The organism is Hymenobacter sp. DG25A, assembly GCF_001280305.1.
Lineage (GTDB): Bacteria > Bacteroidota > Bacteroidia > Cytophagales > Hymenobacteraceae > Hymenobacter.
Map to the genome: position 1 here is coordinate 1,067,238 of NZ_CP012623.1, position 14,912 is coordinate 1,082,149.

The 14,912-nt window shown below is 60.2% G+C and carries 13 protein-coding genes; 10 read left to right on the top strand and 3 right to left on the bottom strand.

The window, feature by feature from the left end; translation table 11 throughout:
- Positions 1–21 precede the first annotated feature (21 nt).
- From AM218_RS04560 to AM218_RS04570, 3 genes are read left to right on the top strand one after another with little or no spacing between them, the layout of a single operon-like run.
- Positions 22–1,626: a DUF4153 domain-containing protein gene (locus AM218_RS04560; protein ID WP_054412251.1), complete on the top strand. Its 1,605-nt coding sequence runs from the start codon at positions 22–24 to the stop codon at positions 1,624–1,626.
- The gene (locus tag AM218_RS04565) at positions 1,604–1,843 is read left to right on the top strand and encodes a hypothetical protein (RefSeq protein WP_157547522.1); all 240 of its coding nucleotides are present in this window, start codon (positions 1,604–1,606) and stop codon (positions 1,841–1,843) included. The genes AM218_RS04560 and AM218_RS04565 overlap by 23 nt, the downstream gene beginning before the upstream one ends.
- 7 nt (positions 1,844–1,850) lie before the next feature.
- Entirely contained in the window at positions 1,851–2,210 is a 360-nt protein-coding gene (locus tag AM218_RS04570) for a hypothetical protein (RefSeq protein WP_054412257.1), read from the top strand.
- A 55-nt stretch (positions 2,211–2,265) separates the two neighbouring features.
- On the opposite strand, the gene AM218_RS04575 is transcribed toward AM218_RS04570, so the two are convergent.
- Positions 2,266–4,254, bottom strand: a complete 1,989-nt coding sequence (locus AM218_RS04575) for an OmpA family protein (protein ID WP_082318068.1) — start codon at positions 4,252–4,254, stop codon at positions 2,266–2,268.
- A gap of 168 nt (positions 4,255–4,422) precedes the next feature.
- Between AM218_RS04575 and AM218_RS04580 the strand changes: the two genes are divergently transcribed.
- From AM218_RS04580 to AM218_RS04610, 7 genes are all read left to right on the top strand, one after another.
- Complete coding sequence (locus AM218_RS04580; RefSeq protein WP_054412262.1) at positions 4,423–5,031, top strand: TMEM175 family protein; 609 nt, start codon at positions 4,423–4,425, stop codon at positions 5,029–5,031.
- 131 nt (positions 5,032–5,162) lie between these two features.
- The gene (gene uvrA / locus AM218_RS04585) at positions 5,163–7,709 is read left to right on the top strand and encodes an excinuclease ABC subunit UvrA (RefSeq protein ID WP_054412264.1); all 2,547 of its coding nucleotides are present in this window, start codon (positions 5,163–5,165) and stop codon (positions 7,707–7,709) included.
- A gap of 93 nt (positions 7,710–7,802) precedes the next feature.
- Positions 7,803–8,372, top strand: a complete 570-nt coding sequence (locus tag AM218_RS04590) for a class I SAM-dependent methyltransferase (RefSeq protein WP_054412267.1) — start codon at positions 7,803–7,805, stop codon at positions 8,370–8,372.
- A gap of 102 nt (positions 8,373–8,474) precedes the next feature.
- Positions 8,475–9,461, top strand: coding sequence for an ABC transporter ATP-binding protein (locus AM218_RS04595; RefSeq protein WP_054412270.1), 987 nt, complete (start codon positions 8,475–8,477; stop codon positions 9,459–9,461).
- Positions 9,462–9,712: 251 nt separating this feature from the next.
- Positions 9,713–9,982: a hypothetical protein gene (locus AM218_RS04600; RefSeq protein ID WP_054412273.1), complete on the top strand. Its 270-nt coding sequence runs from the start codon at positions 9,713–9,715 to the stop codon at positions 9,980–9,982.
- 18 nt (positions 9,983–10,000) lie between these two features.
- Positions 10,001–10,342 carry a hypothetical protein gene (locus AM218_RS04605; RefSeq protein WP_054412276.1) on the top strand — a complete coding sequence of 114 codons (342 nt, stop codon included), beginning with the start codon at positions 10,001–10,003 and terminating at the stop codon, positions 10,340–10,342.
- Between the two features lie 27 nt (positions 10,343–10,369).
- Complete coding sequence (locus AM218_RS04610) at positions 10,370–10,645, top strand: hypothetical protein (protein ID WP_054412278.1); 276 nt, start codon at positions 10,370–10,372, stop codon at positions 10,643–10,645.
- Between the two features lie 106 nt (positions 10,646–10,751).
- On the opposite strand, the gene AM218_RS04615 is transcribed toward AM218_RS04610, so the two are convergent.
- Both AM218_RS04615 and AM218_RS04620 read right to left on the bottom strand, forming a co-directional pair.
- Complete coding sequence (locus AM218_RS04615) at positions 10,752–12,215, bottom strand: L,D-transpeptidase scaffold domain-containing protein (protein WP_054412283.1); 1,464 nt, start codon at positions 12,213–12,215, stop codon at positions 10,752–10,754.
- Entirely contained in the window at positions 12,215–14,905 is a 2,691-nt protein-coding gene (locus AM218_RS04620) for a cation-translocating P-type ATPase (protein WP_054412286.1), read from the bottom strand. The genes AM218_RS04615 and AM218_RS04620 overlap by 1 nt, the downstream gene beginning before the upstream one ends.
- Positions 14,906–14,912: the final 7 nt, after the last annotated feature.

Genomic DNA, 14,912 nt, shown 5'->3' on the forward strand with positions numbered 1-14,912 from the left:
CCCCACAGGGCAGCAATTTCCTTGTTTCCGCTGACCCTGGTGCAGAAGCTGTTGCTGCCCGTGGGGGCCATTCTGTTTGATGTACTGTTCTGGCAGGAGCGTGCCGCCCTGAGCCTATTGCTTTACACGGTGTTTGTAGTAGGGGCGGTGCTGGCGGGCACGCCCCGGCACGCGGCCGTGTGGCGCTCGGGGTATTTCTGGGTGTCGTTGCTAGGCACATTGTTTAGTGCGGTGATGGTGGCGGTGTATGGCTCAGGGGCCGCCCGACTGGCGTGCGTGGCCTCGTTAGCCATCTGGCTGGGGTACATGAACCAGCCGCACCTGAAGCTGGTGCTGTTTGCTTTATTGACTGGCTTATACAACCTGTTTCCCGCGGTGGAGCGCATGCTGCAGCTCCTGCGAGTGCCCGCTAATATGGAGAGTAGCCTGAACAGGCTGTGGTACTACTGCCGTCTGCTGCTGTTGCCTCTCGCGGCCCTGGGCATCTTCCACGTGCTGTTTGCGGTGGCCAACCCTCGCTACAGCGCGCTGACCAATCAGCTGTGGACGGCGTTGGGTGAGGCCTTGAACGTGTTGTTTGAGCAGCTTTCGGTGCCGCACCTGCTGTTCTTCCTGTTGGGACTCGTCCTCACGGCCGGCTGCCTGTTTATTATTCCGGTGCATTATCTGGCCGATCGGGAGTCGCGCCTGGGGGAGTTTGTGCTGCGGCAGCGCAACCGCGTGGCCTCTTTTGCCGTGCGGCAGCCTGATTTTGGGACCCGCACATTTCGCCCGCTTGATTTGCGCAAGGAATACCTGATGGCCCTGGGGCTGCTGGCGCTGGTGAATCTGCTGCTGCTGGTTGTTAATGCCATTGACATCAACTGGATATGGTTTGGCTTTCACCCTGCGCCGGGGTTCGACCTGACACAGTTTGTGCACGAAGGGACCTATGTGCTGATTCTTAGCATTCTGGTAGCCATGGGTATTCTGCTGTGGTTTTTCCGCCGCAACCTCAATTTCTACCAGCCCGGCCTGCGGGCGCTGCGGGTGGGGGCCACTATCTGGGTGCTGCAAAATGCCGTGCTGGCCATCTCGGTGGCGCTGCGCAACTACTACTATATCCAGCACAGTGGGCTGGCCTACAAGCGCATTGGTGTGTACGGGTTTCTGCTGCTGACTTTGTTTGGGCTGGCCACTATTCTGCTCAAAATCTGGCAGCGGCGCTCCGCTTACGCGCTGGTGCGGCTGAATGCGCTGGCCGCTTATGCGGTGCTGTTGCTGCTGGCGGGCGGCAACTGGGAAATCTGGATGGTGCGCTTCAATCTGCAGCCCCGGTTTCAGCGGGTGGACTATGGGTTTCTGCTTGATATGCCCGACCGGGTGCTGCCGGAATTGGCCCTACGTGCCCATACCCTGGCCGGGCGGCATCTTACGACGGAAGACGAATACGGCAAGTGGCAACCCATGGCGCCGGAAACAGCGGGGCAGCTGCTGACGCAACGAATCCAGGCGTTCCGGGCGCTGGAAGCCCGCCGCCACTGGCCCAGCTGTACCTGGGCCGATTGGCAGGCCGCCCGCTTTTTCGAACCACAGCATCCTTTAACCCGCCAGGCCCAGAACCATGTTGCTGCAAGTCGCTTTTAGCTTGCTGGTGCTGCTGGCCTGTGTGGGCGGCATTGTGCTCCTGGCCTTCATGCTCACTTGGCAGGAGCGGGGTGCTTCCGCCCACGAGCGCCAACGGCGCCTGCTCACCGGCGTTCTGCCCGTGGCAGGCGGCGTGGTGGGTATCCTGCTGGGGTTGTTCTTTCTGCTGATGGTAGTCTGGTCGCCGGGCGGCACGAAGCTGCTGGCTCGCTTATAAAGCTATTATGGAACGGCTACTGAATTTTGCAGGGCGGGTGCTTCGGTTGGTGCCAGTACTGCTCTGGTGGGCGGTAGTGGTGGGGATAGGGTGCTTCCTGAATCTTCTGTTATTGAAAGAAGTATGGCCCAACACGCCCAGGGCAGAGCCGGTATTGGTGGTTCTGCTGGCAATTTGCGCGTTTTTGGTGCCGTGGCTGGTGGCTCAAACGGCAAACCGGATAGCAAAAATACTCAGCCTGCAGGGCAGCCTGTGGTGCTGGCTCTGGCGGCTGATTACGATTGTGAGTCTTTGCGGCGCAACGCTTTCCACCATCATAGTGGGAGTCTTGCTACTCCTGGCGTTGCTACGCGGTGGTCAATTTTAGCACGTAGGCCGAATGTGTGTATTGCTCTCGATGTGATAACTGCTTACCCTGCCCTTCACTTCTTTTTATCACCCTTCTGCATTCCTGTTACTCTAAACTCTACCCGGCGGTTAAGCTGGCGGGTGGCTTCCTGCGCGTTGCTGGCAATCGGCTCGGCGCCACCCAGGCCAATGCCCGTGATACGGTCTGCCGAAATACCATGACTCACGAGGTAGCCTTTTACCACCTCCACCCGCTGCTCACTTAGCTGGATGTTTTTCTGCGGGTCGCCTATATTATCGGTGTGCCCGCGCAGCTCAATGGTTAGCTGCGGGTATTTCAGGAGCAGGGCCAGCAGGTATTCCAGATCAGGGTAGGAGGCGGGGAGCAGCACGGCTTTGCCCTGCTCAAACTGAACTTTTTCCAGGCGCAGTGTAGTGCCCACGGACAAGGGCTGCAGCAGAATATCCTGCCCGTAAGGGCCGGAACGGGGCGTATACAGGGAATCGGTTAGCACATAGCCCTCCAGATGGGCGCGTACGGTGTAGTCCTTGCCGGGCCGGGCCGAAACCAGAAAAGCCCCCTCGGGCGTGAGGGGCAACGGCAGAGGGCTACTGTCCTGCAGCAGTTGCAGCCGGGCCTGGGGCAGGGGCTGATACGTGACGGCATCAAGCACACGACCCCGCCAGGTGGTGGGCGGAATGGAGGAAGCAGGCGCGGGCCGCGGCGCCGTGCGGAACAGATTGCAGCCGGCCAGATCTGTATACACGCCGCGCCGCACGCGGGTAGCCTGGCGTTTGCTCTGGTCGGCCTGGTACAGGGCTTTGGGGCCGGCCAGGTAGAACACCCGGTTGCCGTCCACGTCGTATTGCAGCAGCAGGTCACTGTAGCCGCCCTGCTCCGGAAGGCCGTCCATCGGCAGCAGGTCGGGGGCTGGCTGTTTAGTAGCCAGATTTACCCGCAGCAGGGCGCCATCGGTGCTATAAATCTGGTAGAGGGTCTGGGTGTCATCAATACAGAAATTAGCATGTGTTCCCGCGCCCGCAAACCCAATGGCCGGATAGTAAGCAGCCTGGCGCACGGGGTCCTTTTCCCACACCATCGTCACGGTATTATCCGTCGGGCTCACTTTCACCAGCTTGCTGGCATCAGAGGTGATGAACAGCAGGTCGCCGCGCTCATCGGTGGCGGCAGAAATCCAGATGTTTTCGGGGCCCTGGGCCGGGAGCTGCCAGGCGGTGTAGCGGCCTTCCTGCGCCGCCGGGTCGTAGCGGTAAACATATTCGGGCGCGTTGGTGGGCGCCTTCGTGACCGAATACAGACAGTTATCGAAACCCTTAGCCAGGGCGTAGGACTGAAAAGGCAGCACCTGCCGATGAATCTTGGGTGCCTCAGAAGGGTCCTGCACGGAAAACTCGTGAATGGTGCGGCAGTCATCTTCCCACAGCCCGTCCTGCACTTGCAGGGCTGCAATGCCATACATCTTGTCGTCGCAGGTTTGCTCGGCGTAGCGCCTGCTGGGCAGGCCGGCCGGCAGCAGCGCGAAGGAATTGAGCAGCTGCTTTCCTACAGCGTAGTACTGCCGGGTATAGCTGGCCAGAGCCCGGTATTCCAACCGAAACTCATACCCGCCCCGCCATACCCGCCGCCCGATGACGCGGGTGCGCACCGTGTCCGTGAGGGAAACTTTGTAGGAATAATCGTAGCGAATCTCCTGGAAGCTGCCAGCATCCCGCTGGTGCAATTCAAAAAGCCGCACCTGAGGGTAGCTGCGAATAACCAGCCACAGGGAGTCCAGCTGGCCGTGGTTGAGAAGGTTAATATCCTTCTGCCGCTCCGGAACCGGCCGAATGCGCAGCTCCACCAGCACGGGGGTAGCAAGCGGGGACTTTGGCGCCCAGAAATCCACCGTCAGCAGATCTTCGCTGGAACGCACCTGCCAACCTGCCGGATAAGCCAGCCGGTACCCCGCGTAGGGACTGATATACTCGCGCAGATCCGCTGGGTCTTGCGCCTGCAGCTTCACGCAGCATAGGGCCAGAACCAACGTCAGCAAAAACCTCATAATAACCGAAAGCAGGAATGCCGTTATCCTTCAAAATTAGCTATCCTTATGCCATTCTCACTGTCTTCGGCCAAGGCATATGGAAGAAAAGAGTGAGAAGATGCTCTGGTTTGTAAGTGGGCAATGGTTTCTTATAACTTTTCAAATTTACTACCAACGCGGACCCCTATGCATAAAGGACGACTCGAAGCCTTCAGTGATGGAGTACTGGCCATCATTATCACCATTATGGTGCTGGAAATTAAGGTGCCGCACGGGCAGGATTTCACTGCGTTGGTGCCGTTACTGCTCGTATTTCTGAGCTATGTACTGAGCTTTATCTACGTGGGCATTTACTGGAATAACCATCACATGATGCTCATGGGGACCAACATAATCAGCGGCCGCACGCTGTGGGCCAACCTGCATCTGCTATTCTGGCTTTCCCTGATTCCGTTTTCAACCGGCTGGGTGGGAGAAAATCATTTTGCCCAAGTGCCCATGGCCGCCTACGGCTTTGTGCTCCTGATGTCGGCCATTGCCTACTTTATCCTGCAGTACAGCATTATAAAATCAGAAGGGCCTAATTCCGTGCTGGCTTATGCCATTGGGCGCGACCTGAAAGGCAAGGCTACGGCAATACTCTATTGCCTTGGCATTGGCGCCAGCTTCTGGAATGCGTGGGCCGGAGGTTTCTTTTACGTGCTGGTAGCCTTCATCTGGCTGGTGCCTGATCAGCGCATCGAGCGTGCCCTGCATCAGCAGAAAAAGCAGGCGCAGGAACGCATAGCGGATTAGTGGGATGAGAAAAACAAGGCGCAGAAACCGCCGGTTTTTACGGGCCTTGCGGCTAATTTTTTGAAGCAGAATAGGCAGCGCGGAATGCAGTTACGTATGCTGTTGCATCCAACCTGAACTTCTGCTACTTCATGGCGACTTCTGCTGCTGACCTTCCGGACCACCCTTTATCTGGCTTTGTGCGCGTGCGTGGGGCCCGGGAGCACAACCTCCGCAACATTGATGTAGACATTCCGCGCGATGCGCTGGTGGTGTTTACAGGCGTGTCGGGTTCCGGCAAATCCTCCTTGGCGTTTGGTACGCTCTACGCCGAGGCGCAGCGGCGGTATCTGGAGTCGGTGTCGCCGTACGCGCGGCGGCTGTTTCATCAGATGGCCGTGCCGGAAGTGGAATCCATTGAGGGTCTTCCGCCGGCGGTGGCTTTGCAGCAGCAGCGCGGCACCCCTACCACGCGTTCTTCGGTCGGCTCTGTTACCACGCTTTCCAACCTGGTACGCATGCTGTACTCGCGGGCAGGCAATTATCCGGCGGGCCAGAGTATTGTGTATGCCGAAGGCTTCTCGCCTAATACACCGGAAGGCGCCTGCCCCACCTGCCACGGTCTGGGACGCATCTACGAAGTGACGGAAGAAACCATGGTGCCCGACCCCACGCTCACCATCCGGGAGCGGGCCATTGCGGCGTGGCCCCAGGCCTGGGGCGGCCAGAACCAGCGCGACATCCTGGTAACGCTCGGCTACGACATTGACCGCCCCTGGCAGGAACTACCCCAGGAGCAGCGCGACTGGATTCTGTTCACCGAAGAGCAGCCCGTGGTGCCGGTGTACCCCGGCTACACGCCCGCCGAAACCCAGCGCGCCCTCAAGCGCCGGGAGCCGCCAAACTACATGGGCACCTTCACGGGCGTGCGGCGGCACGTGCTGCACACCTTTGCCACCACGCAAAGCCCGCTCATGAAAAAACGGGCCCTGCAGTACATGCTGAGCACCGCCTGCCCCACCTGCCACGGCAAGCGCCTGCGGCCGGAGTCGTTGGCCGTTACGTTTGCAGGGCTGGACATTGCCGATATGTCCGGGTTGCCGCTGAAGCGGATGGCCGCGCTGCTCAAGCCTTATGCCGATGGCTCCAACACCGGCAGCAAAAAGCACAACGCGGAGCACCCCGAGCAGGTGATTGTAGCGCAGCGCATTGCTGAGGATTTGTGCGCCCGCCTCTCGGTGCTGCTGGATCTGGGGCTGGGGTATCTTTCCCTGGAGCGCAGCACGCCTACGTTGTCGCCGGGGGAGCTGCAGCGGCTGCGCCTGGCCACCCAGCTGTATTCCAACCTTTTTGGGGTAGTATATGTGCTCGATGAGCCCTCGGCAGGCCTGCATCCTTCCGATACTGCCGCCCTGCTGAAGGCACTGGCCGGCTTGAAAAAGGCCGGCAATTCCCTGTTCGTGGTAGAGCATAACCTGGACGTAGTGCGGCAGGCCGATTGGCTGGTAGATGTAGGCCCCGCGGCCGGCGAGCTGGGCGGCGAAATCCTCTACAGCGGCCCGCCCGCCGGGCTGGCAGCCGTAGCTGCCTCGCAGACGCGCCGTTATTTATTTAATGAAGAAACCCGGCCGGAGAACCCGGCGCGCCAGCCAAACGGCTGGCTCCGGCTGCAGGGCGTAACGCGCAACAACCTGCAGGGCCTGAACGTGGAATTTCCGCTGGGCGTGTTCACCACCGTCACGGGCGTGTCGGGCTCCGGCAAGTCCAGCCTGGTTAGCCAGGTGCTGGTAGAGCTGGTGGCGGAGCACCTCGGGCATCAACTGCCCACGGAAGAGGAGGAAGGCGACCCGCTGGAACGAGCCGCGCCCATTGCAACCGGCGGGGAGATTGCCGGGGGCATGGAGCACATCAAGCGTCTGGTGCGCGTAGACCAGAAGCCCATTGGGCGCACGCCGCGCTCCAACATGGCAACCTATACCGGCCTGTTCGACCATGTGCGGCGGCTGTTCGCAGCCACGCCCGCGGCTAAAAAACGCCGCTACGATGCTGGCCGCTTTTCCTTTAACGTGGCCAAAGGCCGCTGCGAGAATTGCCAAGGCGAAGGCTTTGTGATGGTGGAGCTGCTGTTTCTGCCCAGCGTGTACGCGCCCTGCCCCGTGTGCCACGGCGCGCGCTACAACGCCAAAACCCTGGAAATCACCTACCAGGATAAAAACATTGCCGAGGTGCTGGGCCTGACGGTAGATGCTGCCTGGGCATTCTTCCGCGAGGAGCCCGCCGTGCACCGCGCCCTCACCGTGCTGCGGGAAGTGGGCCTGGGCTATCTACGCCTGGGCCAGCCCGCTACCGAGCTTTCCGGCGGGGAAGCCCAGCGCATTAAGCTGGCCACGGAGCTGCAAAAGGCCCAGCGCGGCAACTCGCTCTACGTCCTCGATGAGCCCACCACCGGCCTGCACCCCTCTGATGTAGAGAAACTGCTCACTCAGCTCAACGGACTGGTAGATGCCGGTAATACCGTCATCGTAGTGGAGCACGACATGCGCGTGGTAGCCGGCAGCGACTGGGTGCTGGACATGGGCCCCGGCGCCGGCGACGAAGGCGGGCAGGTAGTAATAGCCGGAACGCCGGCTGTCGTGTCAAAATCGAAGGACAGCCGGACGGCGCCGTATCTGGAGGGGTTTATCGGCAAAGCAAACTAAGCCAAAATCACAAACCACAGCCCTTTGCAACTGGCGAGAAGCCGCTGTTTTCCTCTATCCGAAATTATTCGTTTCCCTGCTTAAAGCTATTCTATGTCCTCCTTTCTGGAAGAGTTCTTCCGCAACCCGGCTACAGTAGGCTCCATGGTGCCCAGCTCCCGCGAGCTGACGGAGAAAGTAATGGAGCCGATAGATTTTACCCGTGCCCGCTGTATTGTGGAATACGGACCCGGGACGGGTGTTTTTACCGATGTGCTGATGCAGCGCCGCCAGCCCGAAACGGCCATTGTGCTGATAGAAGTAAACCGCCGGTTCTGCACGCTTTTGCAGCAGCGCTACGCCGGCCATGCCCACGTGCACATCATCCACGGCTCCGCCGATAAAACCTCCGAATATTTGCAGCAGCTAAGCCTGCCACCCGCCGACTATGTGGTGTGTGGTCTGCCGTTTTCCTCGCTGCCCCGGCGCCTGGGCTGGCGTATTCTGGAGGATACCAGACAAGCGCTGCGGCCCGCGGGCCGGCTCATTCTCTTCCAGTATTCCCTGCGCAATAAAAAGCTGTTTGCGCGCTTCTTTCAGTTGCTCAGCAATGCCCACGTGCTGCTGAATATTCCGCCTGCGTATGTGCTGGTGTATGCCCCGCAAGGCACAACGGCGGAGTAAGGCCCGTATCTTTGCCTGCCGTCCGGCTCCTGGCGTATTGCAGAACTTTGCTTTCTGATGGGCCGGGCACCCTGCCTTCTGCCTGCCACTCCACCTGCCTATATGCGTTTTTTAGAAGTTTCCGGAATAACCCTGCAGGAGCGTGGAAATGCGGTGCTGCAGAATATCAGCTTCACGCAGCAGCAGTTCCAGAAAATAGCCATTGCCGGCGAAACGGGCTCGGGGAAAAGTACCCTGTTGCAAACTATTGCCGGGCTGGTGCAGCCCACGGCTGGAGAGGTGTGGCTGGAGGAGAACCGGGTAAAAGGGCCTACGGAAAAGCTGGTGCCGGGCACGCCGGGCGTGGCCTATTTGTCGCAGCAGTTTGAGCTGCCTAAGTTTCTGCGGGTAGAGCAGGTGCTGCGCTATGCCAACAAGCTCTCGGTGGAAGAGCTGGATAGGCTGTATGACATTTGCCGCATTCGCCACCTGGCGCAGCGGCAAACCAACCAGCTTTCGGGGGGCGAGCGGCAGCGCATTGCCCTGGCCCGGCTGCTGCTCACCTCGCCTAAAATGCTTTTGCTGGATGAGCCTTTCTCCAACCTGGACCTGGGGCACAAGCAGGTTTTAAAATCGGTTATCCGGGATATAGCCGAAGAGCTGAGCATCACCTGCACCTTAATTTCTCACGACCCCCTGGATACCCTTTCCTGGGCCGATGAAATTCTGGTGATGCAGGCCGGGAAGCTTATCCAGCGGGGCACCCCGGCCCAGATTTACCAGCAGCCGGTTTCCGCCTACGCCGCCGCCCTTTTCGGCGACTACAATCTGCTGACGGGGCCGCTGCTGAAGGCATTAACCCAACCGCTCGGGGCAAGGCCCAAAAAAGGCAGGCAACTGCTCGTGCGCCCCGAGGATGTAAAGCTGGCTCCTGATGCCCGAAACGGAGTAAATGGCACCGTAACCGGGGTTAAATTCTTTGGCAGCTATTCCGAAATTAATATAAGCCTGCTGGGCAGCAGCATCACGGTTATAACCGGGGAAAGCGGCATTTTGGTGGGTAATTCCGTAGCCGTTTCCCTGCCTACAGATAGAGTTTGGTATATTTGAGCCAATAGTGCCCTGCTACCACTTTATGTGAGTAAAAAAGCGTTTCTTGAGCGGGGGTGTTATCAGCCTGACAAAGAGTGTCTTTGCTTTTTCCGTCCGGGCCACGAATGAACTTAACCCGCCCGGCATCTCTTACCTGAAGTACCGGCCGTAGCAGGGCCGCTCTACTTCTTTTGCAGCGCTACCGCCTTGCACCGCTTAGCTTACCGCATGGCCCACTGGCTGTGCGCCCCATTCACGGGCCTTCCCCTATGCCTTCTTACTATCAGCCATCTGCCGAGCTACTGCAGGCGCTTGGCTTTTCTTCCTACAGTGCCCCACCCCGCCAGGCGCGCTACAGTCGTGACAGTGCCTGCGGGCAGGAAACCATTGTGCTGTATGATGATGACGAGCTCACGCTGCTGGAAGTGGTGAACGGCCAGATGCTCTACAGCTTCCAGGGCCGGGTGGCTTCTGAGGCCGAATTCCGCGTCCTGCTCCGGCAGGTCAACTGGGCTGCTGAACCAGCTTCTTCTCTCTGATTTCTTTTTCCGATTCCCATGACCGATACCTACCTGCGTAGCCTTGGCTTTACGCCCACCGACCAGGGTCGCAATAACAGCCGCCCTGATTTCAACCGGGCCTGGCGCTACCAGCACGACTACCTGGCTCAGGATGGCACTTCGCTGTTCATTGAGCATCCCTTGGGCATCGACAGCTGCCGCCTGAGCAACCTCACGGCCCCGCTAAACCCACAGGATGTGTTTGCCACAGTGCCTCTGAACGACCTCCCCGCCCTGGAAGGCGCCATCCAGCAGTTTTATGCTGCCCACGGCGGCCAGGGCTCCCTTATTCCTCCTTTCGAGCCCTCTACCTTCCGGCCCTATCGCCGGGCCCGCTAAGCATACACCCATCACTCTGTAGCCTTCATGGACAAAGACCTACAATTCAGCCTGGCTAATAACGCCAAAGAATGGCTGGCACTTTCGCTATCCATCTCATCGGCGGAAAAGATATCCTTCAATAAAATTCACGACGATTTTTTCGCCACCTACGGCGCAAATTTCATGGCCCACGTGTACCGCACCACCTTTGAGCATGTGCTCCAGAACATGCCCGATGCGGAGCGCAGCAAGCTCCTGGCTTCTTTCAAGCAAGCCATGGATATGGCCATTGATGAGCACTACTCTACCACCCATTTCTAGGGAATATAAACCAAAAGCGCATGCGTAATGCGCCGTTAGGATAGAAAAAGCCCCGGCAGCCGCCGGGGCTTTTTTGTGGCCCTGCAAACACAGCGTATTGCTGGATTTACTGTCCAAAGAATGCCTTCAGCATAGTGGCGTCGCGGTGGTAGATGTCGGGGTAAAAGCGCAGCTGGCCCTGCTCGGCGGCGCAGGTCAGGTAGCGCACGTGGATAGGCATGGAGCGCCGCAGCCAGATGTCTTTGGATGTATTCTGGCGCGCACACTCACTTTCTGATGGCAGGCGCACGGACTTGCCGTCGCGGCGTAGGAGGTAGGCGGCCAACTGCATGGGCTGCGCCAGCCGGATGCAGCCGTGGCTGAGCGCCCGCACCGGCAAGGTAAACGCTTCACGCATGGGCGTATCATGCAAGTAAATGGAATAAGGACTTGGAAAGCGAAACACGATGTTGCCCAGTGCATTATCACAGCCCGCCGACTGCCGGATGGTATACGGGAAATTTTGGGCCGATACCCGATGCCAATTCACCCGGTAGGGGTTGACGGGCGTGCCCTGGCGGGTGTAAATGCTGTAGTTGTTGTTGACGAAGGAGGCGGGGTTTCGGCGCAGCATCGGCAGCAGCTCCTTGGTAGCAATGGAGTTGGGCACGTGCCAGTCGGGGGCAAGGGTGAAGTACGTGATGCGGCTGCTGAGCGTGGGGGAGGGCGTAACAGGCTTGCCTACAATAACCTTATGGCGCTGCCGAAGGCTGTCCTGCCGCACCAGATACAGCTCATAGGCCGGCAGATTAATCAGCACGTACTCAGAGTCGGGGAAGGTGCCCCAGCGCCAGCGCTCCAAATTAATTGCTGCCTGCCGGAACTGGCTTTGTTGGAGCGCCGCCGAATCCGGATTTGAGGAAACCGGGCGCCGCAGCCAGGCCTGTAGGGCCCGCTGCAGCTGCCGGTACTCCCGGTTGCGGGGCTGGCAGGCTGCTACCACTTCCCGCACCTTCTGATTCTGTACCCCCTGGCGCAATAGATCCGCTACCGGCAGGGCTTTTTTAGCGGCTTTTTCCCGGGCCGAAAGCGTGTAGGGATGCAGCTTGCCGCGGTGCAGGTCGCGCATCAGGTGCAGCAGGGCATCGGTGAGATAAAGCTCCAGACGGGCCTGCTGGCGGGCGGTGCTGTGGCGGGCCAACGAATCGCGCAGGGCCTGCAGCCGGGGCCAGTGGTAGTCGGTGCGGAGCAGGCCAAAGTCATCGGCGTGGGCCAGGAGCTGCAGGGCCGGACGGGCCGGCGGGGCCAGGCTGTCGGCAGGAAGAGTCCAGGCGGGTTGGGCATCGGCGTAAAAGAGGCGCACGTCCGGGCCGGCCAGCAGGTGCAGGCGGGCATCGGCGGCCGTGGCGCTGCCGGCGGCCGTGGTATCCAGCAGGGCCTGAATGTAGGGCCCAATCGGCTCGGGCTGCTGGGCGTGGGCGGAAGCAGCGGCCTCTGTAGTGGCTGCTGGCTGCCCCTGGGTGCCTGGTGATGAGGAACACAGGCGCAGAGTCAGCAGTAACCCCAGCAGGCAAAAAAACAGATACCGCATCAGGAGGAAGTTGCTTTATCCGGATTGGCGGGCTTGGCCAGCGCCAGAAGGCCATACCCCAGCCGCACCAGCAGCACGGGGATAAGGCCGGCGGCTACAATCAGCCCAACAATCAGGGGGGTGAAGGGCTGCACGGCCAGCAGCCGCCGCAACGCCGGCACGTAATAAGAGGCCGCAAACAGGGCCATGCATATGCCTAGGGCCAGCCAGATATATGGGTTGCGGGTGACCTCAGACCGGAAAAAGCTGCGGGGGTCAGTAGAAAAGTTGAACACGTGCAGCAGCTGGCCCAGGGCCATGCTATAAAACATAATATTGTTGCACACCGCCGGCGAAAGCCCGAGCACCTCCCAGCTGTAGTAATATACAGCCACCGGGCCCAGCATAAGGGCTGCGGCATACAACAGGCCGGTTTTCCAGTCGGTGCTGGTGAGCAGGGGCAGTTGGGTGGGGCGCGGAGGCTGCTGCATGAGGTGGGGGTGGCCCGTGCCCACGGCCAGCGCAAGCGCCGGAAACACATCCGTAATCATATTCAGAAACAGAATTTGCAGGGGCAGCAGCGGCACCGACTTATGCAGCAGCCCCACGCCCGTCACCAGCAGAATTTCGCTCAGGTTGCAGGAAGTCAGGTACAGAATGAAGGTGCGGATGTTGGCGAAAATAACGCGCCCCTGCCCAATGGCCGCCACTATGGAGGCAAAGGCATCATCCTGCAGCACCATATCCGCAGCCTCCCCGGCTACCTGCGTGCCGCGCAGGCCCATGGCAATGCCAATATCTGCTTTGCGCAGGGCGGGGGCATCATTTACCCCGTCGCCGGTCATGCCCACAATATCGCCACGCTGCTGGTACAGCGTAATCAAATCCAGCTTTTGGGCCGGGCTGACGCGGGCAAATATGGTGCACTCATACAACTCCTCTTTTTCGTCCGTAGTCAGCTGGTCAAGGGGTTTCAGGGTGGGGCCACTTACAACAACGGGCTCTTCTGTGGTGACCAGCCCTACTTTGGCCGCCACCGTGCGGGCCGTGGCCGGGTGGTCGCCGGTTACCATAATCACCCGGATGCCTGCCTGCCGGCAGGCCTGTAGCGCGGGCAGCACCTCCAGTCGGGGCGGATCCAGAAAGCCAATCAGCCCCACCCAGGCCAGGTTGTGCACAAAATCAGCGCCGGGGTGGGTTTCGCCCAGGGAACAGGCAAAGCCCAGGGTGCGCAGGCCGGTTTGGGCCAGCTGCTCCGCTCGGGCAATCCACTCCTGCTTTTCGGTTTCCGATAGGGGCAGCGGCCCGGCGGCATCCCAGCGGTAGCGGCAGTGGTTCAGAACGTCCTCGGCGGCCCCTTTCACGGCCACAAAATACTGGCCATCCAGCTCCTGGTGCAGGGTGGCCATCAGGCGGGTTTCCGAGCTGAAGGCCTTTTCATCCAGGCGGGGGCAGGCGCTCAGCTCGGGCAGCGATGAGGAGAAGACCAGCTCATTCAGGGCAATTTCCACCGGGTCGCCCACGCCCGTTTTGGGGCGCTGCCCGGGTGCGTAGGGGGCATTGTTGCAGGAAACAGCCACGCGCAGCAGCTGCTTGAACTGGGGTGAGACGAGCACAGTCTCGTTGCCGTCGGCTACGGTCAGAGGGTGGGTTTCGGAGAAGTGCACCTCAGCACGGCCGGCCGGCAGCCAGATGGTGTTTACAGCTATCTGATTATGGGTGAGCGTGCCGGTTTTATCAGTGAAGATGACGCTGGTGCTGCCCAGCGTTTCCACTGCCGCCAGCTGCTTCACAATCACATGCTGCCGGGCCAGGCGCAGCATGCCATGCGCCAGGGCCAGCGTAGCCACAATGGAAAGGCCCTCCGGAATGGCCGCAATAGCCAGAATAATGGCCATTTTCACCATCATTACGGCATCCCGGCCCTGCAGCAGGCCAATCAGCAGGTATAGCAGCGCCAGGCCCAGCGTAAGCAGAATGAGCTGCCGGGCCAGCTGGTTTATTTTGATTTCAAGCGGGGTAGTGGTGCGCCCGGCGGTTTGCACCAGCTGCGCAATGCGGCCCAGCTCGGTGTTCATGCCAATGCCCGTTACAATAGCGCGGCCGTTGCCATTCACCACGGCCGTGCCTTTGTAGAGCAGGCTGGTAGGGGCATCGGCTACCTGGCCGGGAGCAGGCAAGGCCCCGGGCTGCTTGGCTACCGGCATAGATTCCCCCGTCAGGGCCGATTCGTTTACGTTGAGCTGCCGGGCTATGTGTACCTCGGCATCGGCGGGCAGCATGTCGCCGGCTTCTACCAGCAGCACATCCCCAATGGTGAGGTCAGGGGCGGGAATGGTTTGCTGCTGCCCGTTGCGCACTACGCGGGCTTTGGGTACGTCCAGCTGGTGCAGCGCCGCCATCGAAACCCGGGCCTGCCACTCCAGCCCCAGCCCGATAAGGGAATTGATGAGCACGACGGCTGCAATAGCTATGCTCTCAGCCATGTCGCCCATCACCCAGGAAAATATGGCCGCGGCAATGAGCACCAGCACCGTCAGGCTCCGGAACTGCCGCCACACCAGCAGCCAGATGGGCTCATTGACGTTGGCAGACAGGATATTGGGGCCATGCAGCTGCCGCCGGCGCTGGGCCTCGGCCGTGGTCAGCCCCTGCTGTAAATCAGTGGGCGGGGGCGGGAACGAAGCCGTGGGGACGCTGGCCGGTATCATAGCATCA

Bases quoted from the DNA above. Each gene is read 5' to 3' on its own strand.
- AM218_RS04580 (WP_054412262.1), top strand. From the start codon at position 4,423: ATGCATAAAGGACGACTCGAAGCCTTCAGTGATGGAGTACTGGCCATC.
- AM218_RS04575 (WP_082318068.1), bottom strand. From the start codon at position 4,254: ATGAGGTTTTTGCTGACGTTGGTTCTGGCCCTATGCTGCGTGAAGCTG.
- AM218_RS04615 (WP_054412283.1), bottom strand. From the start codon at position 12,215: ATGCGGTATCTGTTTTTTTGCCTGCTGGGGTTACTGCTGACTCTGCGC.
- AM218_RS04565 (WP_157547522.1), top strand. From the start codon at position 1,604: ATGTTGCTGCAAGTCGCTTTTAGCTTGCTGGTGCTGCTGGCCTGTGTG.
- AM218_RS04570 (WP_054412257.1), top strand. From the start codon at position 1,851: ATGGAACGGCTACTGAATTTTGCAGGGCGGGTGCTTCGGTTGGTGCCA.
- AM218_RS04605 (WP_054412276.1), top strand. From the start codon at position 10,001: ATGACCGATACCTACCTGCGTAGCCTTGGCTTTACGCCCACCGACCAG.
- AM218_RS04620 (WP_054412286.1), bottom strand. From the start codon at position 14,905: ATGATACCGGCCAGCGTCCCCACGGCTTCGTTCCCGCCCCCGCCCACT.
- AM218_RS04590 (WP_054412267.1), top strand. From the start codon at position 7,803: ATGTCCTCCTTTCTGGAAGAGTTCTTCCGCAACCCGGCTACAGTAGGC.
- AM218_RS04600 (WP_054412273.1), top strand. From the start codon at position 9,713: ATGCCTTCTTACTATCAGCCATCTGCCGAGCTACTGCAGGCGCTTGGC.
- uvrA (WP_054412264.1), top strand. From the start codon at position 5,163: ATGGCGACTTCTGCTGCTGACCTTCCGGACCACCCTTTATCTGGCTTT.
- AM218_RS04595 (WP_054412270.1), top strand. From the start codon at position 8,475: ATGCGTTTTTTAGAAGTTTCCGGAATAACCCTGCAGGAGCGTGGAAAT.
- AM218_RS04610 (WP_054412278.1), top strand. From the start codon at position 10,370: ATGGACAAAGACCTACAATTCAGCCTGGCTAATAACGCCAAAGAATGG.